Consider the following 26,106-nt stretch of genomic DNA (forward strand, 5'->3'; position numbering starts at 1 on the left):
TCGCGTGCTCTGGGGTCGGTGAAACTCCGAGCCGGCGGTGACTGGGTCGAAGCCTCGCTTCGCTCAGAAGTCCGCGACCCGATCGCAGCCAGCGATCGGTTGACCAGGTGCCTGGACCGAAGCTTCCTCGCTTCGCTCAGAATTCCTGGACCGACGGTCAAAGTCCGGATGGGAAGTGCACGCACGAGCGTCCGACGGACGAGCAGCCCCGCTGGGGCCGCCGCCGCCCGTCGTACGTCCTGCCAGCCCCGGAGTCCGCAGCAACGGACCACGAGAGGCAGCAGTGACCAGCACATCGGGCACCTTCACCCGGGAGTACGACGCGATGCGTCGTGCGGTCACGCTCGCGGCGAGCCCCGGCGTACCCCTCCACCCGAACCCGCGGGTGGGGTGCGTGCTGCTCGCCGACGACGGCACCGTCGTGGGGGAGGGCTTCCACCACGGCGCGGGCACCCCGCACGCCGAGGTCGAGGCGCTGAGGGTCGCCGGCGACCGGGCTCGCGGTGCGACGGCCGTCGTCACCCTGGAGCCGTGCAACCACACCGGGCGCACGGGTCCCTGCGCGCAGGCCCTCATCGCCGCCGGCGTACGACGGGTGGTGATCGCCCAGCGCGACCCCAACCCGCTCGCGAGCGGGGGCCGCGACACCCTGCTGGCCGCGGGGATCGAGGTCGAGGACGGCCTGCTCGCCGCCGAGGCGGAGGAGGTCAACCGGGCGTGGACCTTCGCGCACCGCCACGGCCGGCCGTTCGTGACCTGGAAGTTCGCGACCACGCTCGACGGGCGCAGCGCCGCCGCCGACGGCACCTCGCGCTGGGTCTCCTCGCTCGCAGCCCGCCGCGACACCCACGTGCTGCGCGGGCTGTGCGACACGATGATGGTCGGCACCGGCACCGTCGCGATCGACGACCCGCAGCTCACCGTGCGCGACACGGACGACCGCGACGTGGCGCACCAGCCGCTGCGCGCGATCGTGGGCGAGCGCGACATCCCGGCCGGCAAGCGGGTGCTCGACGACGCCGCCGAGACCGTGCACCTGCGCACCCACGACCCGGTCGAGGCCCTGCGCACGCTCTACGCCGAGCACGACCGGCACCACGTCTTCCTGGAGGGCGGGCCCACGCTGGCCGCGGCCTTCCTGCGGGCCGACGTCGTCGACGAGGTCATCGTCTACGTCGCCCCCCTGCTCCTCGGCGCCGGCGCCTGCGCCGTCGGTGACCTCGGAATCACCACGATCGGGGACGCGTTGCGCCTCGAGATCGTCGACACCACCGTCGTCGGAGCCGGCCCGGACGCCAACGTCCGCCTGGTCCTGCGGCCCGTCCGCACCGCCGTCAGCAAGGAGAGCTGAGTTGTTCACCGGCATCGTCGAGGAGTTCGGCACCATCGAGGCCATCGAGGACCAGGGCGACGCGCTCCGGCTCACCATCGCCTCCGACATCACCCTGTCCGACGCGCGGCTCGGCGACTCGATCGCCGTCAACGGCTGCTGCCTGACCGTCGCGGAGCGCACCGACGGCACCTGGACGGCCGACGTGATGGCCGAGAGCCTCGCCAAGACCAGCCTCGGCGACCTCGCCGTGGGCGACCGGGTCAACCTCGAGCGCGCCGTCACCGCGGAGAAGCGGCTCGGGGGGCACATCGTCCAGGGCCACGTGGACGCGGTCGGCGAGGTCGTGCGCCGTACGCCCAGCGAGCACTGGGAGGTCGTCGAGATCGCGATGCCCGCCGAGCTCGGCCGCTACCTCGTCGACAAGGGCTCGATCACCGTCGACGGCATCTCGCTGACAGTCGTCGAGGCCGGCGAGACCAGCTTCACCGTCAGCCTCATCCCCGAGACCCTCGCCCGCACGACGCTCGGCTTCCGGGCGCCCGGCGAGCGGGTCAACCTCGAGGTCGACGTCATCGCCAAGCACGTCGAGAAGCTCGTCCGTGCGTACACCAGCAAGGAGAACTGACATGTCCGTACGCCTTGACCCCGTGGAGCGCGCGATCGCCGACATCGCCGCCGGCAAGGCCGTCGTGGTCGTCGACGACGAGGACCGCGAGAACGAGGGCGACATCATCTTCGCCGCCAGCAAGGCGACGCCGGAGCTGATGGCGTGGACGATCCGCTACTCCAGCGGCGTGATCTGCGCGCCGATGCCCGGCGCCATGCTGGACCGGCTGGAGATCCCGCTGATGACGCCGCACAACAAGGACGCCTACCGCACGGCGTACACGATCTCCGTCGACGCCCGGGACGGTACGACGACCGGCATCTCCGCCGCCGACCGCGCCCACACCGTGCGTGTCCTCGCCGACTCCGCCACCGAGCCGTGGGAGCTCACCCGGCCCGGTCACGTCTTCCCGCTGCGCTACCGCGAGGGCGGCGTGCTGGTGCGCCGCGGGCACACCGAGGCCGCCGTCGACCTGTGCACCCTCGCCGGCCTGACCCCGACCGGCGTGCTCGTCGAGGTCGTCAACGACGACGGGACCATGAAGCGCGCGCCCGAGCTGCGGGAGTTCGCCGACGAGCACGGCCTGGCGATGATCTCCATCGAGGACCTGGTCCGCTACCGCCGCCGGGTCGAGCGGCACGTCGTCCGCGAGGCGGAGACCCGGCTGCCCACGCGGCACGGTGACTTCACCGCGATCGGCTACACGATCACCGTCGACGGCAGCGAGCACGTCGCCCTGGTACACGGCGACCCGGCGACGCTCGCCGAGGACGGCCCGGTGCTGACCCGGGTGCACTCGGAGTGCCTCACCGGCGACGTCTTCGGCAGCAACCGCTGCGACTGCGGCCCCCAGCTCGACGAGGCGATCGAGCGGATCGTGGCCGAGGGCCGCGGCGTGGTGGTCTACCTGCGCGGGCACGAGGGCCGGGGGATCGGCCTGGTCGCGAAGCTGCAGGCCTACCAGCTGCAGGACGGCGGCCGCGACACGGTCGACGCCAACCTCGACCTGGGCCTGCCCGCGGACGCCCGCCACTACGGTGCCGCCACCCAGATCCTCAAGGACCTCGGCATCGAGGAGGTCCGCCTGCTCACCAACAACCCCGACAAGGTCTCCTCGCTGGAGGACTACGGCGTGAAGGTCGCCGAGCGTGTCCCCTTGACGCCGCACCCGAACGACCACAACCTGTCGTACCTGCTCACCAAGCGCGACCGCATGGGCCACGACCTCCCCGACCTGGAGGCGCCCGACCTCGAAGGAGCGAACTGACATGGCCGGACACGGTGCCCCCGACATCGCCCCCGTCGACTGCCACGACCTGCGGGTCGCGGTCGTCGCCGCCAGCTGGCACAGCGTGGTGATGGACGGCCTGATCGCCGGCGCACAGCGGGCCTTCGCCGACCACAAGCTCGAGGCGCCCGTCGTGGTGCGGGTGCCCGGCGTCTTCGAGCTGCCCGTCACGGCGGCCGCCATGGCGCCGTCGTACGACGCGGTGATCGCGCTGGGCGTGGTGATCCGGGGCGGCACCCCGCACTTCGACTACGTCTGCAACGCCGCCACCGACGGGCTCACCCGGGTCTCGCTCGACCACCACACCCCGGTCGGCTTCGGCGTGCTCACCTGCGACGACGAGCAGCAGGCGCTCGACCGGGCGGGCCTGGACGGCTCGCACGAGGACAAGGGCTACGAGGCCGCGTCCGCCGCGCTGCAGACCGCCGCGACGCTGAAGAAGATCCGTTCCCGCGGCTACACGGGCTGAGCTGCGGGGCTGAGACCGGTGCGGGTGGGCCGGCGGCGACGCCGTAGGCTCAACCCCCGTGAAGACGTTCGACGAGCTGTTCGCAGAGCTCAGCGAGAAGGCACAGACGCGGCCCGAGGGGTCCGGCACCGTCCGGGCGCTCGACGCCGGCGTCCATGCGATCGGCAAGAAGCTGATCGAGGAGGCCGCTGAGTCCTGGATGGCCGCCGAGCACGAGGGCAAGGACGCCACCGCGCTGGAGATCAGCCAGCTGCTGTACCACGCCCAGGTCCTCATGATCGCGAGCGGACTCTCGCTCGAGGACGTCTACACCCACCTCTGAGGAACACCCCATGCTCAAGATCGCGGTCCCCAACAAGGGCGCCCTCTCCGAGGCTGCCTCGGGCATGCTGCGCGAGGCGGGCTACGCCCAGCGCACCGAGTCCAAGCAGCTCACCAAGATCGACCCCGACAACGAGGTCGAGTTCTTCTACCTGCGTCCCCGTGACATCGCCCTGTACGTCGGCGAGGGCACCCTCGACGCCGGCATCACCGGCCGGGACCTGCTGCTGGACTCCCGGGCCACCGCCAACGAGGCGCTGCAGCTGGGCTTCGGCCGCTCGAAGTTCCGCTACGCCGCCCGCCCGGGCACGGCGAGCTCGATCGCCGACCTCGCCGGCAAGCGGATCGCGACGTCCTACGAGGGCGTCGTGAAGCGGCACCTGGACCAGGAGGGGATCACGGCGTCCGTCGTACGCCTCGACGGCGCGGTGGAGACCAGCATCCAGCTCGGTGTGGCCGACGTGATCGCGGACGTCGTGGAGACCGGCAGCACCCTGCGCAACGCGGGCCTGGAGGTCTTCGGCGAGGTGATCCTGGAGTCCGAGGCGGTGATGATCACCCGCGCGGACGCCGAGCCGACGGCCCTGGAGACGTTCACCCGGCGCCTGCAGGGCGTCCTCGTGGCCCGGTCCTACGTGATGATGGACTACGACATCGAGGCCGCGAAGGTCGAGCAGGCCACCGCGCTCACGCCCGGCATCGAGGGCCCCACGATCAGCCCGCTGCGCCGCGAGGGCTGGGTGGCGGTCCGCTCGATGGTCAAGCGGGCCGGCGCACAGCGCACGATGGACGAGCTCTACGCCCTCGGCGCCCGGGCCATCCTGACCACCGACATCCACGCCGCCCGGCTCTGATGACCCAGCAGCCGACCCCAGCGCCCGCCCTGCCGCACACGTGGCGGCCCTTCGGGCCGCGGATGGCCGCCCTCGTCTTCGGCGTCGTGCTCGTCGGCGCCTTCGTGTGGCTGTGGGTCAACTTCGACCCCGACACGCAGGCCTCGGTCAACGTCTACGAGCGTGGCACCGTGATCGCGATCGTGCTCGGCGGCCTGGCGCTGCTCAACGCCCTCGCCCGGTCCCGGGTGGAGGCCAGCGAGAGCGGCCTGGTCGTCGTCAACGGCTACCGCAAGCGGGTGCTGCCGTGGGCCGAGGTCGGCACCCTGCGGATGCCGCAGGGCGCGCCCTGGCCGCACCTGGAGCAGGACGAGGACGTCCGGATCCCGCTGATGGGCATCCACACCTCCGACGGCCAGCGCACGGCGGTCGCCGTCCGCGAGCTGCGGGCGGTCGTCGCGGCCCACACCGGCTGAGGCTCAGGCGGCGCGGACGCCCCAGGTCGCGGCGAAGGTCGCGCCCGGCTCCAGGACGACGAGGTCGTCGCCGGAGTTGAAGGCGTCCGGTGGCGCGGTCATCGGCTCGACCGCCACGCTCACCCGCGGGGTCGCGGTGTCGTCGGCGGTGTAGACCTGCAGCCACCGGTGGCGTGCGTCGACCCACAGGTCCACGCCGTGCTCGCCCGCGCGCAGCCGCACCGTCGCCACGCCGTCCGGGTCGCGGTCGAGGTCGGTCAGGGCGTGGTTCAGCACGGTGCCGCCGAGCGGGCCGTGCAGCGGGGCGAAGGGGACCCGGCCGGTCGGCAGCAGCCGCTCGTCGTCGACGCTCAGCGCGGTGCGGGCAGGCAGGTCGACGGTCCAGCCGTCGGCGGGGCCGGGGCCGGCGAGCAGGTACGGGTGCGCCCCCGAGGCGTACGGCGCGGGGGAGTCGGCCCGGTTCGTGGCGGCCTGCGTGACGTGCAGCCCGTCCGGGCCCAGCGCGTACGTCGTGCGCAGGTCGAGCGCCCACGGGTAGCCGGTCTGGGCGGGCAGGCGGTAGGCGAGCTCCACCAGCGCCGCCTCCTGCCGGACCACCGTCCACGACACCCAGCGCACCAGGCCGTGCGAGGCGTTGCCGCGCTGGGGCTCGGTCAGCGCGAGCTGCTGGGTGGCGCCGGCGAAGGTGTAGCGCCCGTCGCGGACCCGGTTCGGCCACGGCACGAGCAGCTGGCCACGTCCGCCGGAGGGCATCGCGTCCTCGGCGAAGCCGTCGAGCAGGTCCCGGCCGTCGTGCCGGAGCCGGCGCAGCACGCCGCTCTGCGTGACGACGGCGTCGTAGCCGTCGGCGGACAAGGAGTACTGCTCGCCGGTGGGTGCGCTCACGGCGTCCACCCTAGGTCCGCAGCACCACGTCGGCCCGGGCCAGGGTGTCCTCGCGCGCGTGCAGCGCCGCCTCGTCGTCGAACCAGGTCAGCCAGTGCTCGCGGTGCTCGGCGCCGTCGCGGGCCAGGCCCCGCTCCAGACGCACGTCGCGATCGGCCTCCATCCACACGAGCAAGGTCACCAGCTCGTCGTACGACGCCGCGGCGGAGCCGACGCCCTCCAGGACCAGCAGGGGCGCGGGCTCCACGGTGACCGTCTCGGCCCAGCCGTCGGCGTACCAGTCCCAGCGGCGCCAGGTGCCGGGCCGCCCGGCGGCGAGTGGGCGCAGCAGGTCCTCGATCGAGCGGCCCAGCCCGGGCAGCCCGCGCCAGCCCTCCAGCATCTCGTCGGTGCCGAGCACCACCGCCTCGGGGGCGAGCGCGGCGAGGGACCGGGCGAGGGTGGTCTTGCCCGACCCGGCGAGCCCGTCGACGCAGATCAGCCGGCCCTCGCCCAGCGTGGCCGGCGCGGCCAGCGCGCGGGCGAGGAGCTCAGAAGGCGAGGCCGTGGCCACGGTAGGTCGAGACCTCCTCGACGAACCGGTCGCCCTGCGCCAGCAGCACGGTGCGCCCGTGCTCGAAGGGCTCGCCGGACTTCGCGTGCCGGAACCACACCAGGTCGCCGATCGCCAGCGTGGCGGCGTTGGCCCCCACCAGCGGGGTCTGCACCTCTCCGGCGCCCTCCAGGGGAGTGAGGCCGAGCCCGGCCGGGGCCCACGGCGTCGGCACCCGGTCCGCGCCGGCCGGGCCGGAGGCGATCAGCCCGCCGCCGTGCACGGTCGCCACCTCGGCGTTCGGGCGGCGGGTGACCGGCAGCCCGAAGAACGCCGCCGGCTGGGGGCTGAAGGAGCGGTAGTGGTCGAACAGGGTGGGCCCGAAGAGGCCCGAGCCCGCGGTCACCTCGGTGACGACCGGGTCGGCCGCGGACGACTCGATCGAGCCCGAGCCACCGGCGTTCCAGAACGCCAGCCCGGTGAAGTCGCCGTGCCCGGTGAGCGCGTCGAGCGCCTCCCCGATGGCGGTACGACGGACCTCCAGCTGCGCGACGGAGAGCTGCTTGATCTTGCGCACGACCGCCGACCTGGCCCGCTGGGTGGGCACGTCGTCGGGCACGCCGGCGACCTGGCCCTCGTAGGTCATCACGCCGACCAGCTGGAAGCCCGGCCGGTCGATGACGGCCCGGGCGAGCTCGACGACCGCGCCGACGTCGTAGAGGGGGGAGCGCTTGGGGCCGACCGCCTGGCCGCCCCAGCGCAGGCCGGCGTCGACGTCCAGCGCCACCCGGACCGGTACGGCGGTGGAGGCCCGCAGGGCGTCGACCGCGTCGAGGTGGGCGAGGTCGTCGGCCATGATCGTGATCCGCGAGGCGGCCCGCGGCGAGGCGACCAGCGCGCTCAGCGCCGCGCGGTCGACGCTGGGGTAGGCCACCACCACGTCGTCGGTGACGTCGTTCTCCACCAGCCACAGCGCCTCGGCGAGCGTGTAGGCCAGCACCCCGGCGAAGCCCGGCGTCGCCAGCGCGCGGCTGACCAGCGCGGGCACCCGCAGCGACTTCGAGGCCACCCGGATCGGCGTGCCGCCCGCGCGGCGGGCGAGGTCGGCGGCGTTGGCGTCGAAGGCGTCGAGGTCGACGACGAAGGTCGGCGTGGACAGGGGCTCGGGCCAGGCCTGCACGGCCTCACCCAGGCGCCGCCAGAGGCGGTTGCGAGCGACGTACGAGTGGTGCACGTCGCTCATGCTTCCACGGATGAGAGACTTCACCGGTGACCGAACCGCCGGAGCAGCGTCGTCTCCAGGGCTCGGAGTACGTCCACGACGACGGCTCCGCCGATGCCGCCCTCGCCGCGGTCCTCGCGGGCCACGGCGCCGGCCGCTCGTCGTACCCGGAGGTGCTGGAGGTGCTCGCCGGTGCCCGGCTGCTGGTGCCCGTCGTGGCCCTGCTGGGCGAGGTGGAGACCGGTGCCGACGGGCTCGCGCGGGACAAGTCCAGCGACATGGCGGCGGTGCTGCTGACCGGCGCCGACGGCCGGCTGGCGCTGCTGGCGTTCACCGACCTGACCGCGCTCGCGGCCTGGGACCCCCAGGCCCGCCCGGTCCCGGTGGCCACGCGGATGGCGGCGGCGACCGCCGTCCAGGAGGGCGCGGACGCGCTCGTGGTCGACGTCGCGGGCCCGCACCGCTTCGTGCTCTCCGGCGAGGACCTGCACCGGGTGGCGTCCGGCTGGCGCCCGGTGCGCCTGGAGGACGGCGGCTGGGGCTGGCTGGGCACGGCCACCGATTAGCACCCCTGGGAACAAAGCCGCTACGATCTGGCGTTGACCGATCCGTCATGCCCTCCGGGGGATGGCAGATCCTACAAGCGGGGACCAGCACCATCGTCTCCCACCCGCAGCGGCCGCCAGGTCGTCGGGTCCGGTCCATGGAGAGCAGCGACAGCACGTCGTCGCGGCTCGTGACTGGCTTCCGCTTGGACTAGCGGGAGCCTCTTCTCATTTGCAGGGCTGAAGACCTCCCGACCGACCGAGTTTGGAGGACACATCAGCACCGAGCTGCGCATCAACGACCGGATCCGGGTTCCCGAGGTCCGGCTCGTGGGACCCAACGGCGAGACCGTCGGCATCGTCCCCACCGACCAGGCCCTCAAGCTCGCGCAGGAGGCCGACCTGGACCTGGTGGAGATCGCCCCGATGGGCAAGCCCCCTGTCTGCAAGCTCATGGACTACGGGAAGTTCAAGTACGAGAACGCCCAGAAGGCCCGTGAAGCGCGACGGAACCAGACCAACGTCATCATCAAGGAGATGAAGCTCCGGCCGAAGATCGACGCGCACGACTACGAGACCAAGAAGGGTCACGTCGTTCGCTTCCTCAAGGCCGGCGACAAGGTCAAGATCACCATCATGTTCCGCGGCCGCGAGCAGCACCGCCCCGAGCTGGGCTACCGGCTGCTGCAGAAGCTGGCCGAGGACGTCACGGAGCTCGGCTTCGTGGAGTCCAACCCCAAGCAGGACGGCCGCAACATGACCATGGTCATCGGCCCGCACAAGAAGAAGGCCGAGGCCAAGGCCGAGGTGAAGGCCGCCAAGGAGGAGCGCCGCGCCGAGCGGGAGGCCGAGGCCGCCCTCGACGCCGCCGCCCAGGCGGAGCGCGTCGCGCAGAAGCCGGCCGCCCAGAAGAAGGAACGTGGTCGCTCGGAGAACCTCGATCCCGAGATCGACGCCTGAGACCGACGCGAAAGAGAAGGAAGAGACGAGATGCCGAAGAACAAGACGCACTCCGGTGCCAGCAAGCGGTTCAAGGTCACGGGCAGCGGCAAGATCCTGCGCGAGAAGGCCGGCAAGCGCCACAACCTCGAGAAGAAGTCGTCGAAGGTGACCCGTCGCCTGACCGGCACGGTCGATGTTGCCAAGAACGACGTCCCGCGCGCGAAGAAGATGCTCGGTCTCTGACCGGCCTTCGCACTGAGCACTGAAACAAGGAGTTAAGAGATGGCACGCGTCAAGCGCGCAGTGAACGCGCAGAAGAAGCGTCGTACCACCCTCGAGCGGGCCAGCGGCTACCGCGGCCAGCGCTCGCGGCTGTACCGCAAGGCCAAGGAGCAGGTCACCCACTCCCTGGTCTACAGCTACAACGACCGCAAGAAGAACAAGGGCAACTTCCGCCGCCTGTGGATCCAGCGGATCAACGCGGCCGCCCGTGCCGAGGGCCTGACCTACAACCGCTTCATCCAGGGCCTGAACCTGGCGGGCATCGAGGTCGACCGCAAGATCCTCGCCGACCTCGCGGTCAACGAGCCGGCCGCCTTCTCGGCCCTGGTCGCGCAGGCCAAGGCCGCGCTGCCCGAGGACGTCAACGCGCCCAAGGTCTCCGCCTGATCGTCAGGGACCCGGCATGACTCCTCTGACCGCGGGCAACACCCGCGTCAAGGAAGCACGCAAGCTGCACCGCCGTCCGGAGCGATCCGGGCGGCGGTGTTTCCTTGCCGACGGCCCGAAGGCCGTCGAGGGCGCTCTCGCGGCGGGCGTGGTGATCGAGGTCTTCGCGACCCCTGACGCCGCCGCGCAGCACGCCGACCTGCTGGGCGGCGCGCCCGTCACGCTCGTCGACGAGCGGGCCCTGGGTGGGCTCAGCGACAGCGTCAACCCGGCCGGCCTGGTCGCGGTGTGCCGCTTCCTCGACGCCGCCCTGCCCGAGCGGCCCGGCCTGCTCACGATCTGCGCCGACGTCCGCGACCCCGGCAACGCGGGCAACGTCATCCGCACCACCGACGCCGCCGGTGGCGACGCGGTGGTGCTCGCCGGTGACGCCGTGGACGCCTACAACCCCAAGACCGTGCGCGCGAGCGTCGGGAGCCTGTTCCACCTCCCGGTCGTCGTCGAGCGCGACCCGGCCGCGGCCGTCCGGGCCGCGCAGGCCGCGGGCCTGACGGTGCTGGCCGCCGACGGCGGGGGAGAGGTCGACCTGTTCGCCGCCGACGAGCTGCTCGCCCGGCCGACCGCCTGGCTGTTCGGCAACGAGGCCTGGGGGCTGCCCGAGGAGCTGGCGGCGCTCGCCGACCACCGGGTGCGGATCCCGATCCTGGGCCGCGCCGAGTCGCTGAACCTCGCCACCGCCGCGTCGGTGTGTCTCTACGCCAGCGCACGCGCCAGAATGGGCGCGTGACCGTCGACGCGCTCGACCTGCTGCCCGACGGCGTCCTCGTCGCGGACGCCGGCGGGCAGGTGACCGCGATCAACGCGGTCGCCGCGCGCATGCTCGACGTCGCGCCGGCCGAAGCGATCGGCCGCCCGCTGCCCGAGGTGCTGGCCCTCACCGACCACGACGCCCAGGCGTGGACCGACGCCAACACGCCGTACGACGGCCTGCGCACCCGCACCGCCGTGCCGGAGCAGGCCTGGCTCCTCCCCGACGGGACCGAGGTCCTGGTGACCGCGCGGCTGCACCGTGGCACCCGCAGCGGGCCGGTCGAGGCGGTGGCGATCTCGCTGCGCTCGGGCCGCGGCCGGGCCCGGCTGGACCGGGACCGCTCGGACCTGGTGGCCACCCTCGCCCACGAGCTGCGCTCGCCGCTGACCGGCGTGAAGGGCTTCGTGCACGCGCTGCTCAACCGCTGGGACAAGCTCAACGACGAGCAGAAGAAGCTGATGCTCACCACCGCCGGCGCCGACGCCGACCGGTTGAGCCGGTTGATCGCCGAGCTGCTCGACGTCGCCCGGATCGACACCGGCCGGCTGCAGCTGCACCGCTCGCCCATCGACCTGGCGCTGCGGGTCAGCCGGGTCCACGACTCGATCGCGGTGGCGACCTCGACGCCGATCGAGGTGGAGGTCGCCCCCGACCTGCCCAAGGTCGACGCCGATCCCGACAAGGTGATGCAGGTGCTCGCCAACGTCGTCGAGAACGCCGTGCGCCACGGCGACGGCACGGTGCGGATCTCCGTCGACCGCTGGGCCGAGGACCCGTCGTACCTCGCGGTGGCGGTGACCGACGAGGGGGAGGGCATCCCGGTGGAGCTGCGCAAGCGGGTCTTCACCAAGTTCTGGACCGCCAGCAGGGGCGGCGGGTCCGGGCTCGGGCTCTACATCGTCAGTGGCCTGGTCAAGGCCCACGGCGGGGTGGTGACGGTCGACGACCGGCCGGGCGGGGGAGCCCGGGTCGTCACCGCCTGGCCCGTCGCGGAGGCCGTCGGGGAGACTGACGCACCATGAGCACGACCGACCAGGCCGACGTCCTGCGCCGCTACCTGGCCGCCGCGCGCGGCGACCTGCTGTGGAAGCTGGAGGGCCTCGGCGAGCGCGACGTCCGGATGCCGCGGACCGCGACCGGGACCAACCTGCTGGGCATCGTGCTGCACTGCGCGAACGTCGAGATCGGCTACTTCGGGCCCACCTTCGGCCGGGCCTGGCCCGAGCCGGGACATCCCTGCCTGATCCCGGACGACGCCTACGACCTCGATCCCCAGGCCGACTGGTGGGTGCCGGCGGACATCTCGGCGGCGACGGTCGTGGACTTCTACCGTGCCGCGGGCACCTTCGCCGACGCGGCGTTCGACGAGCTGCCGCCCGACGCCACCGGCCGGGTCGCGTGGTGGCCCGAGGAGCGCGCGCACGTGAGCCTGCCGGCCATCGCGGTGCACGTGCTGAGCGACATCGCCCGTCATGCGGGGCACGCGGACGTGCTCCGCGAGCAGGCCGACGGGGCCGCCGGGATGCGTCCGAGCGCCATGAACCTGCCCGAGGGCTTCGACTGGCCGGCGTACGTCGACCGGCTGAGCGGGATCGCCGAGGGCTTCGCCGACTGATACCGGTTCGCCCCCGGGGGTGCGGCCTTCCTAGACTTGGCCCACGATGTCTGGCCCGAACACTGACTACGACCCTGTGGAGGTCGCCGCCGTGAGCCCTGCCGAGGTGGAGGCCGCGCGCGACGCCGCACTGGCCGCGATCGCCGCTGCCACCGATCTGGAGCAGCTCAAGGCGGTGCGCACCGAGCACGCGGGCGACCGTTCGCCGCTGGCCCTGGCCAACCGCGAGATCGGCGCGCTGCCGCCGCAGGCGCGCAAGGAGGCGGGCCAGCGCGTGGGCCAGGCCCGCGGCGCCGTGAGCAAGGCGCTCGCCGGCCGCCAGGCCGAGCTGGAGGTCGAGAACGAGGCCCGGATCCTCGTCGAGGAGGCCGTCGACGTCACCCTGCCCACCGACCGGCAGCCGGCCGGCGCCCGGCACCCGCTCACCACCGGCGCCGAGCTGATCGCCGACATCTTCGTCGCGATGGGCTGGGAGGTCGCCGAGGGCCCGGTCATCGAGGCCGAGTGGCTCAACTTCGACGCGCTCAACCTCGGGCCCGACCACCCGGCGCGCACGATGCAGGACACCTTCTGGACCTCGCCGAGCGAGGACCACGTGGTGCTGCGCACCCACACCAGCCCGGTGCAGGCGCGCACCATGCTCACCCGGCAGCCCCCGATCTACGTCGTGTGCCCCGGTCGCGTCTTCCGCACCGACGAGTACGACGCCACGCACTCCCCGACGTTCCACCAGGTCGAGGGCCTGGCCATCGACGAGGGCATCTCGATGGCCCACCTCAAGGGCACCCTCGACCACTTCGCGAGCCGGATGTTCGGCGAGGGCATCACGACGCGCTTCCGCCCGTCGTACTTCCCCTTCACCGAGCCCTCCGCCGAGGTCGACCTGATCTGCTTCGTGTGCAGGGGTGACGACCCCGAGTCCTGCCGCACCTGTCGCGGTGAGGGCTGGATCGAGTGGGGCGGCTGCGGCATCGTCAACCCGCGCGTGCTCCAGGCATGTGGCGTCGACTCCGAGCGCTACTCCGGCTTCGCCTTCGGCATGGGCATCGACCGGACGCTCATGTTCCGGCACGGCCTCGAGGACCTGCGCACCCTCTTCGAGGGCGACGTCCGCTTCACCACGGCATTCGGGAGTGAACTGTGAAGGCCCCTGTCTCCTGGATCCGGGAGCTCGTCGACCTGCCCGAGTCGGTCACCACCGAGGTGCTCACCGACCGGCTGACCGCGCTCGGCCTCAAGCTGGAGGGCATCCACGCCGCCGGCGCCGGCATTCAGGGCCCGCTGGTGATCGGCAAGGTGCTCACCATGGAGCCCGAGCCGCAGAAGAACGGCAAGACCATCAACTGGTGCTCGGTCGACGTCGGTGACGCCAACGGCACCGGTGAGCCGCAGGGCATCGTCTGCGGCGCCCACAACTTCGCGCCCGGCGACCTGGTCGTGGTGATCCTGCCCGGCGGCGTGCTGCCCGGGAACTTCGAGATCTCCGCGCGCAAGACCTACGGCCACGTCTCCGCGGGCATGATCTGCTCGGTCCGCGAGCTCGGCATCGGCGACGACCACGACGGCATCCTGGTGCTGCCCGCGGACGCGGGGGAGCCCGGTGACGACGCCTTCGGCCTGCTCGGGCTCGACGAGGAGGTCATCGAGTTCGAGATCAACCCGGACCGCGCCTACGCGCTGTCCCTGCGCGGGGTGGCCCGCGAGGCGGCCCTGGGCTTCGGCGTGCCGTTCGCCGACCCGGCGCAGCGCACCTTTCCGGAGCCCGACGGCCAGGCCTGGGAGGTCGTCGTCGACGACCCGGCCGGTTGCCCGGTCTTCGCCGCGCGCCTCGTCAGCGGCTTCGACCCGGCCGCGCCGACGCCGGACTTCATCAGGCGTCGCGTCGAGCAGGCCGGCATGCGCTCGATCTCGCTCGCCGTGGACGTGACCAACTACGTCATGCTCGAGCTCGGCCAGCCCATCCACGGCTACGACGCCGACAAGGTCTCCGGCGCCCTCGGCGTCCGCCGTGCCCAGGAGGGCGAGAAGCTCACCACCCTCGACGACGTGGTGCGCGAGCTGTCGACCGAGGACCTGGTCATCACCGACGACTCCGGCCCGATCGGCCTGGCCGGGGTGATGGGTGGTGCCACGACCGAGATGTCGCAGACCACCACCCGGGTGCTGGTCGAGGCGGCGCACTGGGACGCGGTCTCGATGTTCCGCACCGGCAAGCGCCACAAGCTGACCTCCGAGGCCGGCAAGCGCAACGAGCGCGGCGTCGACCCGCTGCTGCCCGGCGTCGCGGCCGACCGCGTCGTCGAGCTGCTCGTCGAGCACGGCGGCGCGACCGCCGAGCCGGGCTCCACCCTGGTCGGCACCGCGCCGGAGCGGCCGTCCATCACCATCGCGCCGGACCTCCCGGCCCGGCTCAGTGGCATCGACATCTCCTCGATGACCACCGTCGAGCACCTGCGCGCGATCGGCGCGACGGTCACGGAGTCGGAGGCCGGCACCGTCGAGGTCGTCCCGCCGAGCTGGCGTCCGGACCTCAACGACCCCTACGACCTGGTCGAGGAGGTCGTCCGGATCGTCGGCTACGACCAGGTGCCGAGCATCCTCCCGCGCCGCGCGAGCGGCCGGGGCCTGACCCGTGCCCAGCGGCTGCGCCGCCGGATCGGCCGCACCCTGGCCGGCGCCGGCTGCGTCGAGGTGGTCAGCTTCCCGTTCGTCGGCGAGGCCACCTTCGACCGGCTCGGCCTGTCCGCCGACGACCCGCTGCGCACCACCGTCGGCCTGGCCAACCCGCTCTCCAGCGAGGAGCCGGCCTACACGACCACCCTGCTGCCGGGGCTGCTCGACGCCGCCGGCCGCAACATCGGGCGGGGCGCGCCGGGCGTCGCGCTGTTCGAGACCGGCTCGGTCGCCTTCCCCTCCGACAACGGTCCCGCGCCGATCTACGGCGTGCACACCCGCCCGAGCGAGGCGGAGCTGGAGAAGCTGCTGGAGGCGCTGCCCGTCCAGCCGCTCCACCTCGCCGTCGTCCTCGCCGGCGAGCGCACCCGCGCCGGCTGGTGGGGCGCGGGCACCGACGCGGCGTGGAGCGACGCGCTGGCCGTCGTACGACGCCTGGCGGACGAGCTCGGCGTGCACGTCGACGTGGCGAGCTCGGCTCGGATGCCCTGGCACCCGGGCCGCTGCGCGGCGATCTCGGTCGACGAGGTGCTCCTCGGCCACGCCGGCGAGCTGCACCCCAACGTCTGCAAGGCCTTCGGCCTGCCGCCGCGCAGTGCCGCGGTCGAGCTGGACCTGGACGCGCTGATGGCCGCCGCCGACGACGTGACCCCGGGGCCGGCGTTCTCGACGATGCCGCTCGCCAAGGAGGACGTGGCGCTGGTCGTCGACGACACGGTGACCGCGGCCGCGGTCGAGGCGGCGCTGCGCGCCGGGGCCGGTGAGCTGCTGGAGTCGCTGCGCCTGTTCGACGTCTACACCGGCGAGCAGGTGGGCACCGGCAAGAAGTCGCTGGCCTTCGCGCTGCGCTTCCGGGCGCCGGACCGCACGCTCACCGAGGCCGAGACGGGCGCCGCCCGGGACGCCGCGGTGGCCGCGGCCGCCGAGCGGGTGGGGGCCGTCCAGCGCTGACCCGCACCCCGGTTGCACGAAAACATGCAGACGTCTGTATATTCATGCACATGAGCAAGGTTCGGGTCGCGGTCGCCGGCGCCAGCGGGTACGCCGGCGGCGAGGTGCTGCGGCTGCTGCTGGGCCATCCGGGCGTCGAGATCGGCGCGCTGACGGGCGCGAGCAACGCCGGCGAGCGCCTCGGCTCGTTGCAGCCGCACCTGGTGCCGCTCGCCGAGCGGGTGCTGGAGCCGACCACGGCCGACGTGCTCGCCGGCCACGACGTGGTCTTCCTGGGCCTGCCGCACGGCCAGTCCGGTGCGCTCGCCGCGGAGCTGACCGCGCGGGACGCCGACGTCGTGGTCGTCGACTGCGGCGCGGACTACCGGCTCGACGACGCCGCCGCCTGGGAGCGGTTCTACGGCACCACCCACGCCGGCACCTGGCCCTACGGCCTGCCCGAGCTGCCCGGCCACCGGGACGCGCTGCGCGGCACCCGGCGGGTCGCCGTGCCGGGCTGCTACCCGACCATCTCGTCGCTGACCCTGGCGCCCGCGGTGGCGGCCGGCCTCGTCGTACCGGACGTCGTGGTGGTCGCCGCCTCCGGCACCAGCGGTGCCGGCAAGGCCGCCAAGACCCACCTGCTCGGCAGCGAGGTCATGGGCAACACCAGCGCCTACGGCGTCGGGGGAGTCCACCGGCACACCCCGGAGATCACCCAGAACCTCGGCAAGCTGGCCGACGGCGGGCCGGACGCGGTGAAGGTCAGCTTCACCCCGCTGCTGGTGCCGATGGCGCGGGGCATCCTCGCGACCTGCTCGGCGCCGCTGGCCGCGCCCCTCACCGCCGAGGAGGCCTACGACGTGTACGCGAAGGCCTACGCCGACGAGCCCTTCGTGCACCTGCTCGCCCCCGGCCAGTGGCCGCAGACCCAGGCCGTGCTGGGCTCGAACGCCGTGCACCTGCAGGTCACCGTCGACCAGGCCGCGGGCCGGCTGGTCGCGGTCGGCGCGGTCGACAACCTCGCCAAGGGCACCGCCGGCGCCGCCGTGCAGTGCATGAACCTCGCCCTCGGTCTCGACGAGACCACGGGCCTGACCACGGTAGGACTGGCACCATGAGCACCCCCGAGGCCGAGCAGCCGACGCACTCCCTGGCCCGCTTCCCGGAGACCCTCGCGGTCGTCCGGCTGCCCGCCGGCGCGGAGATCCCCACCTGGGCCGAGTCGTCCTCGATCTTCTCGATCACCGCGACCGCCACCGAGACCTCGCTCGTGTGCGCGGGGCGCAGCGTGCCGAAGAAGGCGCGGCACGAGAAGCCGCTGACGGCGTTCTCGGTCGAGGGCACCCTCGACCTGTCGGTGCCCGGCATCCTGGTCGCCCTGCTGGCGCCGCTGGCCGAGGACGACGTCAACGTCTTCGTGATCTCGACCTTCGACACCGACTGGATCCTGGTGCCGACGAAGGACGCGGACAAGGCCGAGGAGGCCTGGCGACGATCGGGGCACACCGTCGCCCCCGCCGTCCCCGTCTGATCCTCGTCACCCGAAAGCAGATCCCATGAGCGTCACCCACCCCGCCGGCTTCGTCGCCGCCGGTGCCGCCGTCGGCCTCAAGGCCAGCGGCGCCAAGGACCTCGCCCTCGTCGTCAACCAGGGCCCCACCTTCGACTCCGCCACCGTCTTCACCAGCAACCGCTGCAAGGCCAACCCCGTGCTGTGGAGCGAGCAGGTCGTCAAGGACGGTGTCGTGCGCGCCGTCGTGCTCAACTCCGGCGGGGCCAACTGCTACACCGGCCCCGAGGGCTTCCTGACCACCCACCAGGTCGCCGAGGAGGTCGGTACGGCGCTCGGCGTCGGCGCCGGCGACGTGGTCGTCTGCTCCACCGGCCTGATCGGTCTCGTCAACGACCGCGCGACGCTGCTCGCGGGCGTCCGCACCGTGCACGGGCAGCTCTCCGCCGACGGCGGGCAGGACGCCGCCGAGGCGATCATGACCACCGACACGGTCCCCAAGCAGGTCGTCGTCGAGGGCGAGGGCTGGTCGATCGGCGGGATGGCCAAGGGTGCCGGCATGCTGGCGCCCGCGCTGGCGACCATGCTCGTCGTGATCACGACCGACGCCGTCGTACCCGCCGCGGAGCTCGACCGGGCGCTGCGGGCCGCGACCCGGGTCAGCTTCGACCGGCTCGACTCCGACGGCTGCCAGTCCACCAACGACACCGTCTCGCTGCTGGCGAGCGGCGCGTCCGGCGTCACCCCCTCGGCCGAGGCGTTCACCGCCGCGCTCACCGACCTGTGCACCCAGCTGGCCAAGCAGCTGCTCGCCGACGCCGAGGGCGCCGACCACGAGATCGCGATCACCACCGTCAACGCCGCCACCGAGGACGAGGCCGTCGAGGTGGGCCGCAGCGTCGCGCGGAGCAACCTCTTCAAGGCCGCCGTGTTCGGCAAGGACCCCAACTGGGGCCGTGTCCTGGCCTCCGTCGGTACGACGAGCGCCGCCTTCGACCCGGCCGACCTCGACGTCGCGATGAACGACGTGTGGGTGTGCCGCAACAGCACGCCCGCCGAGGACCCGGCGCTCGTCGACCTCAGCGCGCGCGCCGTCACCGTGACGATCGACCTCAAGGCCGGCCCGGCGCAGGCGACGGTGTGGACCAACGACCTGACCCACGCCTACGTCCACGAGAACAGCGCGTACTCGTCATGAGCGAGGAGAAGATGACCCCACCGGGCAAGCCCGACCCCTACAAGGCGAAGACCCTCGCGGGCGCCCTGCCGTGGCTGAAGGCCTACCACGGCAAGGTCGTGGTGGTGAAGTACGGCGGCAACGCGATGACCGACGACGTCCTCAAGCGGGCCTTCGCCGAGGACATCGCCTTCCTGCGCTTCGCCGGCTTCCGTCCGGTGGTCGTGCACGGCGGCGGTCCGCAGATCTCGCAGATGCTGGGCCGGCTCGGCATCGAGTCGGAGTTCCGCGGCGGGCTGCGGGTCACCACACCCGAGGCCATGGACGTCGTACGGATGGTGCTGGTCGGGCAGGTGCAGCGCGAGCTCGTCGGCCTGATCAACGAGCACGGCCCGCTGGCCGTGGGGCTCTCCGGCGAGGACGCGCACCTGTTCACCGCCGAGGCGACCGGCACGGTCGTCGACGGCGAGGAGGTCGACCTCGGCCTGGTCGGCGAGGTCGCGCAGGTGCGCCCCGAGGCGGTGCTCGACCTGATCGAGGCCGGCCGGATCCCGGTCGTGTCCAGCGTCGCCCCCGACGCCGACGGCGTCGTGCACAACGTCAACGCCGACTCGGCCGCGGCCGCGCTCGCCGCGGCGCTCGGCGCGGAGAAGCTGCTCGTCCTCACCGACGTCGAGGGGCTCTACCTCGACTGGCCGGACCCCGAGGAGGTGATCGGCGAGATCAGCCCCGAGGCGCTGGAGGAGATCCTGCCGACGCTGGCCAGCGGGATGATCCCGAAGATGAAGGCCTGCCTGCAGGCCGTGCGTGGCGGTGTCGAGCGGGCGACCGTCGTCGACGGCCGCCAGGAGCACGCCGTGCTGCTGGAGCTCTTCACCGACGAGGGCGTCGGCACCCAGGTGCTGCCCGGCGTCACCACCAAGACGCGCAAGGCCCGGGAGGTCCAGCAGTGACCACGAACGCGCAGTGGACCGAGCGGTACGCCGGCTCGCTGATGAACACCTTCGGCCCGCCGAAGCTCGTCCTCGCCCGCGGCGAGGGCGCCCACGTCTGGGACGCCGACGGGCGGGAGTACGTCGACCTGCTCGGCGGGATCGCCGTCAACGCCCTCGGCCACGCCCACCCCCGCCTGGTGGAGGCCGTCACGACGCAGCTGCGGACGCTCGGTCACATCTCCAACTTCTTCGCCAGCGCCCCGCAGATCGGGCTCGCCGAGCGGCTGGTGTCGCTGCTCGGCACCGAGGCCCGCGTGTTCTTCACCAACTCCGGTGCCGAGGCCAACGAGGCGGCGTTCAAGCTGACCCGGCGCACCGGCCGCACGAAGATCGTGGCCACCGCCGGCTCCTTCCACGGCCGCACGATGGGTGCGCTCGCGCTCACCTCCAAGGAGGCGTACCGGGCGCCCTTCGAGCCGCTGCCGGGCGACGTGGTCTTCGTCGAGTACGGCGACGTCGCGGCCCTCGAGGCGGCCGTCGACGAGCAGACCGCGGCCGTCCTCGTCGAGCCGATCCAGGGCGAGGCCGGTGTCATCGTGCCGCCGCGCGACTACCTGCCTGCCGCCCAGCGGATCGCGCACGAGAACGGCGCGCTGCTGTGGCTGGACGAGATCCAGACCGGCGTCGGGCGGACCGGTGCGTGGTTCGCGCACCAGCACCCTGACTTGGTCGACGCGCCCGTCGTACCGGACATCGTGACGCTGGCCAAGGGCCTCGCCGGCGGCATCCCGATCGGTGCCTGCATCGCCACCGAGGGCAGCGGCAAGCTGTTCGACCCGGGCAACCACGGGACCACCTTCGGCGGCAACCCGGTCGCGGCGGCGGCCGCGCTGACGGTGCTCGACGTGGTCGGCGAGGACGGCTTCCTCGGCCGCGTGACCGAGGCGGGGCAGCGGCTGAAGGCCGCCGCGGCCGCCGACGCCCGGGTCGTCGAGACCCGTGGTGCCGGGCTGCTCGTCGGCCTCACCCTCGCCGAGCCCAAGGCCGCCGAGGTCGTCACCGCGGCCCAGGACGCGGGATTCATCGTCAATGCCGCCACCGCGGAGCGCATCCGGATGGCCCCGCCACTGGTCCTCACCGACGCCGACATCGACGCCTTCGGCGCCGCCTGGCCGGCGGTCCTCGACGCAGCGGGGGTGCAGGCATGACCCGCTCCTTCCTGCGCGACGACGACCTCACGGCCGCCGAGCAGGCCGAGGTCCTCGCCCTGGCGGCGAAGCTCAAGGCCGAGCCCTACGACCACCGGCCGCTCGCCGGCCCGCGCACCGTCGCGATGGTGTTCGACAAGCCGACCCTGCGCACCCAGGCCTCCTTCGCCGCAGGCATCGCCGAGCTCGGCGGCCACCCGATGCTCGTCGACGGCCAGCTCGCCGGCATCGGCAAGCGGGAGTCGGTCGCCGACGTCGCCCGGGTGCTCGGACGGCAGGCGTCGCAGGTCGTGTGGCGCACCTTCGCCCAGGCCGACCTCGACGAGATGGCCGCGTTCTCGGGCGTCCCGGTCATCAACGCGCTGACCGACGACTTCCACCCCTGCCAGCTGCTCGCCGACCTGCTGACCGTCCAGGAGCACAAGGGCTCGCTCGCCGGGCTCACCGTCGTCTTCCTCGGCGACGCCGCCTGCAACATGGGCAACTCGTGGGCGCTCGCCGGCTCGCTGGCCGGGATGCACGTCCGCTTCGGCTGCCCCGAGGGCTACGCACCCGCCGCGTCCGTGCTGGAGTCCGCCGCCGCGCTCGGCGGCAGCGTCACCGTCTCCAGCGACCCCGTCGAGGCCACCACCGGCGCTGACGTCGTCGTCACCGACACCTGGGTCTCGATGGGCAAGGAGGACGAGGCGGCGGCCCGGCGCGCGATCTTCGGCCCGTACGCCGTCACGCCCGAGCTGGTCTCCCACGCCGCCGACGACGCCATCGTGCTGCACTGCCTGCCGGCGTACCGGGGCTCGGAGATCGCCGCGGAGGTGATCGACGGCCCGCGGAGCGTCGTCTGGGACGAGGCCGAGAACCGCCGGCACGCCCAGAAGGCGATCATGACCTGGCTGCAGGACCGCTGATGAGCGAGCACGCCCTGACCCCGCTGACCAAGAGCGCCCGCCAGGCGCTCGTCGTCGAGCTGCTGGAGAGCCGCGAGGTGCGCTCCCAGCACGAGCTCGCCGACCTGCTCGGGACCCGGGGCGTGCACGTCACCCAGGCCACGCTCAGCCGCGACCTCGTCGAGCTCGACGCGGTCAAGGTGCGCGGCCCCAGTGGCACTCTCGTCTACGCCGTGCCCGCCGAGGGCGGTGACCGCACACCGGTCGCCGGCGAGAGCGCCGCCGCCCAGCACCGCCTGTCCCGACTGGCCGCCGAGCTGCTCGTCAGCGCCGAGGCCAGCGCCAACCTCGTCGTGCTCCGCACCCCGCCGGGTGCGGCGCAGTTCCTCGCGAGCGCGATCGACAAGGTCGAGATCTCCGACGTCCTCGGCTGCATCGCCGGCGACGACACCGTGCTCGTCATCGGGCGCGACCCCGCCGGGGGCGAGGCCCTGGCCCACCGGTTCACCTCCCTTGCCGAAAGGAACGAAAGTTGAGCAAGGTCCTGACCTCCCTGCCCGTGGGGGAGCGCGTCGGCATCGCCTTCTCCGGCGGCCTCGACACCTCCGTCGCGGTCGCCTGGATGCGCGACAAGGGCGCGATCCCGTGCACCTACACCGCCGACATCGGCCAGCCCGACGAGCCGGACATCGCCGGGGTCCCGGTCCGCGCCCGCGAGTACGGCGCCGAGATCGCCCGCGCCGTCGACATCAAGCCGCAGCTCGTCGAGGAGGGCCTCGCGGCGCTCGCGTGCGGCGCCTTCCACATCCGCTCCGGCGCCAAGGCCTACTTCAACACCACCCCGCTGGGTCGCGCCGTCACCGGCACCCTGCTGGTGCGTGCGATGCAGGCCGACGGCGTCAACATCTGGGGCGACGGCTCGACGTACAAGGGCAACGACATCGAGCGGTTCTACCGCTACGGCCTGCTCGCCAACCCCGAGCTGCGCATCTACAAGCCCTGGCTGGACGCGGACTTCGTCGCCGAGCTCGGCGGCCGGCACGAGATGAGCGAGTGGCTCGTCGCGCACGACCTGCCCTACCGCGACTCCACGGAGAAGGCCTACTCCACCGACGCCAACATCTGGGGCGCCACCCACGAGGCGAAGACCCTGGAGCACCTCGACGTCTCGCTGGAGACCGTCGAGCCGATCATGGGCGTGAAGTTCTGGGACCCCTCGGTCGCCATCGAGTCCGAGGACGTCACCGTCTCCTTCGAGGCCGGCCGGCCGGTCGCCCTCAACGGCCAGCGGTACGACGACCCGGTCGCCCTGGTCCTGGAGGCCAACGCCATCGGCGGCCGCCACGGGCTCGGGATGTCCGACCAGATCGAGAACCGGATCATCGAGGCCAAGTCCCGCGGGATCTACGAGGCGCCCGGCATGGCGCTGCTGTTCGCGGCGTACGAGCGGCTGCTCAACGCGATCCACAACGAGGACACCCTCGCCAACTACCACCTGGAGGGCCGCAAGCTCGGCCGCCTGCTCTACGAGGGCCGCTGGCTCGACCCGCAGGCGCTGATGCTGCGCGAGTCCATCCAGCGCTGGATCGCCTCCCTGGTCACCGGCACGGTCACCCTGCGGCTGCGCCGCGGCGACGACTACACGATCCTCGCCACCGAGGGCTCGAACTTCTCCTACCACCCGGAGAAGCTCTCCATGGAGCGCGTCGAGAACGCCGCCTTCGGCCCGACCGACCGGATCGGCCAGCTCACCATGCGCAACCTCGACATCGCCGACAGCCGCGACAAGCTGGAGCAGTACGCCGGCCAGCCGCTTGACCAGGGCACGGTCCTCGTCGAGCACGGCACCCTGTTCGGCGAGCTCCCCGCCGGTGGCTACGACCGGATCACGGCCAACCCGGAGGGCGGCGAGGAGGCCGAGGCGATCCTGGAGGACGTGGCGATGGAGTCGGGGACCGATTGATCGTGGCCGACGGACTGGGGCAGGGCGAGCCGACTCGTCGTACCGTCGCCCGGGTGCTGCCGGTCAGCGACCAGGGCACCGTCCTGCTCCTGCTCGGCTGTGACCCGGCGGTGCCGGAGGTGCGTTACTGGTTCACCATCGGTGGCGCGGCGGACCCGGGGGAGTCGCTCGCGGCCGCCGGGGCACGGGAGCTGCGCGAGGAGACCGGGCTCCGGGTCGAGCCGGAGGAGCTGGGGGAGCCGTTCGGCACCTTCGAGGTGGAGTTCTCGTGGAACGGGCGCTCCTACGTCAACGAGTCGACCTTGTTCGCGGTCGGGGTCGAGGAGACCCCGATCAGCTTCGAGGGCCTGGACCTGCTGGAGTCGCAGTCGATCTTCGATGCGCGATGGTGGACCCCTGAGGGCCTCGACGAGGATGGACGCGCGGTGGACCCGCGCCTGATCGACCAGATGCGGGCGGCGATCGCGCACGTCCGGGGAGGATGAGATGAGCAACGAGCTCAGCGGGACCAACGAGGGCAAGCTCTGGGGCGGCCGGTTCGAGGGCGGACCCTCACCGGAGCTCGAAGCGCTCTCCCGCTCCACGCACTTCGACTGGCGGCTGGCGCTCTACGACCTCGCCGGCTCCCACGCCCACGCCAAGGCGCTCGGCGCCGCGGGCCTGCTGACGGGGGAGGAGGAGCGCGAGCTGCACCGAGGGCTCGACGCGCTCGCCCAGCGCTGGACCGACGGACAGCTGTGGGCCGCGGACTCCGACGAGGACGTTCACGGCGCCCTCGAGCGCCTGCTCATCGAGGAGGTGGGGCCCGACGTCGGGGGCAAGCTGCGCGCCGGACGTTCCCGCAACGACCAGATCGCCACGCTCTTCCGCTGCTACCTGCTCGACCACGAGCGGGTCGTCACCCGTCAGGTCCTCGACCTCGTGAGCGCGCTCGCCGACCAGGCCGAGGCCAACCTCGGCGCGATCATGCCCGGGCGCACGCACCTGCAGCACGCCCAGCCCGTCCTGCTGTCCCACCACCTGCTGGCCCACGCCTGGGCGCTGCTGCGCGACGTCGACCGGTTGCGGGACTGGCGGGCGCGGGTGGTGAGCGACTCGCCGTACGGGAGCGGGGCGCTGGCGGGCCAGAGCCTCGGCCTCGACCCCGAGCTGGTCGCCCGGGAGCTGGGCTTCACCGGGTCGACCGCCAACTCGATCGACGGTACGGCGTCGCGCGACTTCGTCGCCGAGTTCGCCTTCGTGGCGGCCCAGGTGGGCGTCGACGTCAGCCGGATCGCGGAGGAGATCATCCTGTGGGCGACGAAGGAGTTCGACTTCGTCACGCTGCACGACTCGTGGTCGACCGGCTCGTCGATCATGCCGCAGAAGAAGAACCCGGACATCTCCGAGCTGGCCCGCGGCAAGGCGGGCCGCCTGATCGGCAACCTGACGGGGCTGCTCACCACCCTCAAGGCCTTGCCGCTCGCCTACAACCGCGACCTGCAGGAGGACAAGGAGCCGGTCTTCGACTCCATCGACACCCTCGAGGTGCTGCTGCCCGCGTTCACCGGGCAGGTGGCCACCCTGGTCTACAACACCGAGCGGATGGCCGAGCTGGCGCCGCAGGGCTTCTCGCTGGCGACCGACATCGCGGAGTGGCTGGTGCGCGAGGGGACACCTTTCCGGATCGCCCACGAGCTCGCGGGCGCCTGCGTCCGGGCGGCCGAGGCGCGCGGTGTCGAGCTCGCGGACCTCACCGACGAGGAGTTCGCGGCCATCTCGCCGGCGCTGACCCCCGCCGTACGGCTGGTGCTGACGACCGAGGGCTCGGTCGCCTCCCGCTCCGGGCGGGGTGGGACCGCACCCGCCCGCGTCGCCGAACAGCTCGCTGACCTGCGCAAACGCATCCAGGAGCACCGCCCGCGCGATTGAGGGGCACCCCGATTTGCAACGAGGGGGACGTGTGCTGTTAATGTTCTTCTCGTTGCGGGGAACGCAGCGAAAACCTCCGGGCCAAGGGCCCAAACAAGAGGTCTTCGCTATGTCCGCAGCACGGTTCGGACCCCGGTCCGAGGCTCCGGGTCACCGGAGTTGACGCCCCAGGCCCGAACCAGTAACGTTTCACAGGTTGCCCCGCGACCGAAGGCCCACCAAGGTCCGAGGCGCGAGAGCGTGTGATGTTTGAGAACTCAACAGTGTGTCATGCATAGATTGTTTGTGACGTTTGTGTGCATTCGATCGTGGCCATCTTTTGGTGGTTGTGGTTGGTGCTTGTCAATGAAATGATTCTGTGGAC

Annotated in this window: 29 protein-coding genes and 1 riboswitch; of the genes, 26 read left to right on the forward strand and 3 right to left on the reverse strand. The window is 72.6% G+C overall.

What is annotated here, in order from left to right; all coding sequences use genetic code 11:
* Positions 1-185, forward strand: a riboswitch (FMN riboswitch).
* 140 nt (positions 186-325) lie between these two features.
* The 7 genes from ribD to MRBLML1_RS19005 are packed head-to-tail and all read left to right on the forward strand — an operon-like array spanning position 326 to position 5,327.
* Positions 326-1,351 (forward strand): bifunctional diaminohydroxyphosphoribosylaminopyrimidine deaminase/5-amino-6-(5-phosphoribosylamino)uracil reductase RibD, encoded by a 1,026-nt coding sequence (gene ribD / locus MRBLML1_RS18975; protein WP_414691278.1) that lies wholly within the window; start codon positions 326-328, stop codon positions 1,349-1,351.
* Position 1,352: 1 nt separating this feature from the next.
* Entirely contained in the window at positions 1,353-1,958 is a 606-nt protein-coding gene (locus MRBLML1_RS18980; protein ID WP_364518894.1) for a riboflavin synthase, read from the forward strand.
* A 1-nt stretch (position 1,959) separates the two neighbouring features.
* Positions 1,960-3,207: a bifunctional 3,4-dihydroxy-2-butanone-4-phosphate synthase/GTP cyclohydrolase II gene (locus tag MRBLML1_RS18985; RefSeq protein ID WP_364518896.1), complete on the forward strand. Its 1,248-nt coding sequence runs from the start codon at positions 1,960-1,962 to the stop codon at positions 3,205-3,207.
* 1 nt (position 3,208) lies between these two features.
* Positions 3,209-3,697 (forward strand): 6,7-dimethyl-8-ribityllumazine synthase, encoded by a 489-nt coding sequence (gene ribH / locus MRBLML1_RS18990; protein WP_364518899.1) that lies wholly within the window; start codon positions 3,209-3,211, stop codon positions 3,695-3,697.
* 58 nt (positions 3,698-3,755) lie between these two features.
* On the forward strand, positions 3,756-4,019 hold the full coding sequence (locus tag MRBLML1_RS18995; RefSeq protein ID WP_364518901.1) for a phosphoribosyl-ATP diphosphatase: 264 nt from the start codon (positions 3,756-3,758) through the stop codon (positions 4,017-4,019).
* 10 nt (positions 4,020-4,029) lie between these two features.
* Positions 4,030-4,872, forward strand: coding sequence for an ATP phosphoribosyltransferase (gene hisG, locus MRBLML1_RS19000; protein WP_364518904.1), 843 nt, complete (start codon positions 4,030-4,032; stop codon positions 4,870-4,872).
* The gene (locus MRBLML1_RS19005; RefSeq protein ID WP_364518906.1) at positions 4,872-5,327 is read left to right on the forward strand and encodes a PH domain-containing protein; all 456 of its coding nucleotides are present in this window, start codon (positions 4,872-4,874) and stop codon (positions 5,325-5,327) included. The genes hisG and MRBLML1_RS19005 overlap by 1 nt, the downstream gene beginning before the upstream one ends.
* 3 nt (positions 5,328-5,330) lie before the next feature.
* Here the strand turns inward: MRBLML1_RS19005 and MRBLML1_RS19010 are convergent, their stop codons facing one another.
* Genes MRBLML1_RS19010 through MRBLML1_RS19020 form a run of 3 tightly spaced genes read right to left on the reverse strand, consistent with a single transcriptional unit; the run spans position 5,331 to position 7,987 of the window.
* A complete protein-coding gene (locus MRBLML1_RS19010; RefSeq protein ID WP_364518908.1) occupies positions 5,331-6,212 on the reverse strand; it encodes an aldose 1-epimerase family protein in 882 nt (293 codons plus the stop codon).
* 10 nt (positions 6,213-6,222) lie between these two features.
* Positions 6,223-6,765, reverse strand: coding sequence for a uridine kinase family protein (locus MRBLML1_RS19015; protein WP_364518910.1), 543 nt, complete (start codon positions 6,763-6,765; stop codon positions 6,223-6,225).
* The gene (locus tag MRBLML1_RS19020) at positions 6,743-7,987 is read right to left on the reverse strand and encodes an amino acid deaminase/aldolase (RefSeq protein ID WP_364518912.1); all 1,245 of its coding nucleotides are present in this window, start codon (positions 7,985-7,987) and stop codon (positions 6,743-6,745) included. Before MRBLML1_RS19020 ends, MRBLML1_RS19015 begins: the two co-directional genes overlap by 23 nt.
* 26 nt (positions 7,988-8,013) lie before the next feature.
* Here MRBLML1_RS19020 and MRBLML1_RS19025 point away from each other — a divergent pair, with 26 nt between their 5' ends.
* From MRBLML1_RS19025 to argH, 19 genes are all read left to right on the forward strand, one after another.
* Entirely contained in the window at positions 8,014-8,532 is a 519-nt protein-coding gene (locus tag MRBLML1_RS19025) for an SseB family protein (protein ID WP_364518914.1), read from the forward strand.
* Between the two features lie 309 nt (positions 8,533-8,841).
* Complete coding sequence (gene infC, locus MRBLML1_RS19030) at positions 8,842-9,471, forward strand: translation initiation factor IF-3 (protein ID WP_414691273.1); 630 nt, start codon at positions 8,842-8,844, stop codon at positions 9,469-9,471.
* A 30-nt stretch (positions 9,472-9,501) separates the two neighbouring features.
* Entirely contained in the window at positions 9,502-9,696 is a 195-nt protein-coding gene (rpmI, locus tag MRBLML1_RS19035) for a 50S ribosomal protein L35 (protein ID WP_364518916.1), read from the forward strand.
* Positions 9,697-9,735: 39 nt separating this feature from the next.
* Positions 9,736-10,122 (forward strand): 50S ribosomal protein L20, encoded by a 387-nt coding sequence (gene rplT / locus MRBLML1_RS19040; protein WP_364518918.1) that lies wholly within the window; start codon positions 9,736-9,738, stop codon positions 10,120-10,122.
* Positions 10,123-10,138: 16 nt separating this feature from the next.
* Positions 10,139-10,909 (forward strand): TrmH family RNA methyltransferase, encoded by a 771-nt coding sequence (locus MRBLML1_RS19045; protein WP_364518920.1) that lies wholly within the window; start codon positions 10,139-10,141, stop codon positions 10,907-10,909.
* Positions 10,906-11,955 carry an ATP-binding protein gene (locus tag MRBLML1_RS19050; protein ID WP_364518922.1) on the forward strand — a complete coding sequence of 350 codons (1,050 nt, stop codon included), beginning with the start codon at positions 10,906-10,908 and terminating at the stop codon, positions 11,953-11,955. Before MRBLML1_RS19045 ends, MRBLML1_RS19050 begins: the two co-directional genes overlap by 4 nt.
* Positions 11,952-12,548 carry a DinB family protein gene (locus MRBLML1_RS19055; protein ID WP_364518924.1) on the forward strand — a complete coding sequence of 199 codons (597 nt, stop codon included), beginning with the start codon at positions 11,952-11,954 and terminating at the stop codon, positions 12,546-12,548. Before MRBLML1_RS19050 ends, MRBLML1_RS19055 begins: the two co-directional genes overlap by 4 nt.
* A gap of 46 nt (positions 12,549-12,594) precedes the next feature.
* Complete coding sequence (gene pheS, locus MRBLML1_RS19060) at positions 12,595-13,692, forward strand: phenylalanine--tRNA ligase subunit alpha (protein ID WP_364518926.1); 1,098 nt, start codon at positions 12,595-12,597, stop codon at positions 13,690-13,692.
* Positions 13,689-16,172 carry a phenylalanine--tRNA ligase subunit beta gene (gene pheT / locus MRBLML1_RS19065; RefSeq protein WP_364518928.1) on the forward strand — a complete coding sequence of 828 codons (2,484 nt, stop codon included), beginning with the start codon at positions 13,689-13,691 and terminating at the stop codon, positions 16,170-16,172. Before pheS ends, pheT begins: the two co-directional genes overlap by 4 nt.
* Before the next feature lie 44 nt (positions 16,173-16,216).
* Complete coding sequence (gene argC / locus MRBLML1_RS19070) at positions 16,217-17,272, forward strand: N-acetyl-gamma-glutamyl-phosphate reductase (protein WP_364518930.1); 1,056 nt, start codon at positions 16,217-16,219, stop codon at positions 17,270-17,272.
* Complete coding sequence (locus MRBLML1_RS19075; protein ID WP_364518932.1) at positions 17,269-17,685, forward strand: ACT domain-containing protein; 417 nt, start codon at positions 17,269-17,271, stop codon at positions 17,683-17,685. Before argC ends, MRBLML1_RS19075 begins: the two co-directional genes overlap by 4 nt.
* A gap of 25 nt (positions 17,686-17,710) precedes the next feature.
* The gene (gene argJ / locus MRBLML1_RS19080; protein WP_364518935.1) at positions 17,711-18,862 is read left to right on the forward strand and encodes a bifunctional glutamate N-acetyltransferase/amino-acid acetyltransferase ArgJ; all 1,152 of its coding nucleotides are present in this window, start codon (positions 17,711-17,713) and stop codon (positions 18,860-18,862) included.
* Entirely contained in the window at positions 18,859-19,794 is a 936-nt protein-coding gene (argB, locus tag MRBLML1_RS19085; RefSeq protein ID WP_414691275.1) for an acetylglutamate kinase, read from the forward strand. The genes argJ and argB overlap by 4 nt, the downstream gene beginning before the upstream one ends.
* Positions 19,791-20,984 carry an acetylornithine transaminase gene (locus tag MRBLML1_RS19090; RefSeq protein ID WP_364518937.1) on the forward strand — a complete coding sequence of 398 codons (1,194 nt, stop codon included), beginning with the start codon at positions 19,791-19,793 and terminating at the stop codon, positions 20,982-20,984. The genes argB and MRBLML1_RS19090 overlap by 4 nt, the downstream gene beginning before the upstream one ends.
* A complete protein-coding gene (gene argF / locus MRBLML1_RS19095) occupies positions 20,981-21,889 on the forward strand; it encodes an ornithine carbamoyltransferase (protein WP_364518939.1) in 909 nt (302 codons plus the stop codon). The genes MRBLML1_RS19090 and argF overlap by 4 nt, the downstream gene beginning before the upstream one ends.
* Complete coding sequence (locus tag MRBLML1_RS19100; RefSeq protein WP_364518941.1) at positions 21,889-22,404, forward strand: arginine repressor; 516 nt, start codon at positions 21,889-21,891, stop codon at positions 22,402-22,404. The genes argF and MRBLML1_RS19100 overlap by 1 nt, the downstream gene beginning before the upstream one ends.
* Entirely contained in the window at positions 22,401-23,831 is a 1,431-nt protein-coding gene (argG, locus tag MRBLML1_RS19105) for an argininosuccinate synthase (protein ID WP_364518943.1), read from the forward strand. The genes MRBLML1_RS19100 and argG overlap by 4 nt, the downstream gene beginning before the upstream one ends.
* 2 nt (positions 23,832-23,833) lie before the next feature.
* Positions 23,834-24,316 carry an NUDIX hydrolase gene (locus MRBLML1_RS19110; protein ID WP_364518945.1) on the forward strand — a complete coding sequence of 161 codons (483 nt, stop codon included), beginning with the start codon at positions 23,834-23,836 and terminating at the stop codon, positions 24,314-24,316.
* Between the two features lies 1 nt (position 24,317).
* On the forward strand, positions 24,318-25,742 hold the full coding sequence (argH, locus tag MRBLML1_RS19115; protein WP_364518947.1) for an argininosuccinate lyase: 1,425 nt from the start codon (positions 24,318-24,320) through the stop codon (positions 25,740-25,742).
* Positions 25,743-26,106: the final 364 nt, after the last annotated feature.

It is taken from the genome of Nocardioides sp. LML1-1-1.1 (assembly GCF_040676175.1).
Classification (GTDB): domain Bacteria; phylum Actinomycetota; class Actinomycetes; order Propionibacteriales; family Nocardioidaceae; genus Nocardioides.

Bases quoted from the DNA above. Each gene is read 5' to 3' on its own strand.
- ribD (WP_414691278.1), top strand. From the start codon at position 326: ATGCGTCGTGCGGTCACGCTCGCGGCGAGCCCCGGCGTACCCCTCCAC.
- MRBLML1_RS18985 (WP_364518896.1), top strand. From the start codon at position 1,960: ATGTCCGTACGCCTTGACCCCGTGGAGCGCGCGATCGCCGACATCGCC.
- ribH (WP_364518899.1), top strand. From the start codon at position 3,209: ATGGCCGGACACGGTGCCCCCGACATCGCCCCCGTCGACTGCCACGAC.
- hisG (WP_364518904.1), top strand. From the start codon at position 4,030: ATGCTCAAGATCGCGGTCCCCAACAAGGGCGCCCTCTCCGAGGCTGCC.
- MRBLML1_RS19005 (WP_364518906.1), top strand. From the start codon at position 4,872: ATGACCCAGCAGCCGACCCCAGCGCCCGCCCTGCCGCACACGTGGCGG.
- MRBLML1_RS19020 (WP_364518912.1), bottom strand. From the start codon at position 7,987: ATGAGCGACGTGCACCACTCGTACGTCGCTCGCAACCGCCTCTGGCGG.
- rpmI (WP_364518916.1), top strand. From the start codon at position 9,502: ATGCCGAAGAACAAGACGCACTCCGGTGCCAGCAAGCGGTTCAAGGTC.
- rplT (WP_364518918.1), top strand. From the start codon at position 9,736: ATGGCACGCGTCAAGCGCGCAGTGAACGCGCAGAAGAAGCGTCGTACC.
- MRBLML1_RS19045 (WP_364518920.1), top strand. From the start codon at position 10,139: ATGACTCCTCTGACCGCGGGCAACACCCGCGTCAAGGAAGCACGCAAG.
- MRBLML1_RS19055 (WP_364518924.1), top strand. From the start codon at position 11,952: ATGAGCACGACCGACCAGGCCGACGTCCTGCGCCGCTACCTGGCCGCC.
- pheS (WP_364518926.1), top strand. From the start codon at position 12,595: ATGTCTGGCCCGAACACTGACTACGACCCTGTGGAGGTCGCCGCCGTG.
- argC (WP_364518930.1), top strand. From the start codon at position 16,217: ATGCACATGAGCAAGGTTCGGGTCGCGGTCGCCGGCGCCAGCGGGTAC.
- MRBLML1_RS19075 (WP_364518932.1), top strand. From the start codon at position 17,269: ATGAGCACCCCCGAGGCCGAGCAGCCGACGCACTCCCTGGCCCGCTTC.
- argJ (WP_364518935.1), top strand. From the start codon at position 17,711: ATGAGCGTCACCCACCCCGCCGGCTTCGTCGCCGCCGGTGCCGCCGTC.
- argB (WP_414691275.1), top strand. From the start codon at position 18,859: ATGAGCGAGGAGAAGATGACCCCACCGGGCAAGCCCGACCCCTACAAG.
- argF (WP_364518939.1), top strand. From the start codon at position 20,981: ATGACCCGCTCCTTCCTGCGCGACGACGACCTCACGGCCGCCGAGCAG.
- MRBLML1_RS19100 (WP_364518941.1), top strand. From the start codon at position 21,889: ATGAGCGAGCACGCCCTGACCCCGCTGACCAAGAGCGCCCGCCAGGCG.
- argH (WP_364518947.1), top strand. From the start codon at position 24,318: ATGAGCAACGAGCTCAGCGGGACCAACGAGGGCAAGCTCTGGGGCGGC.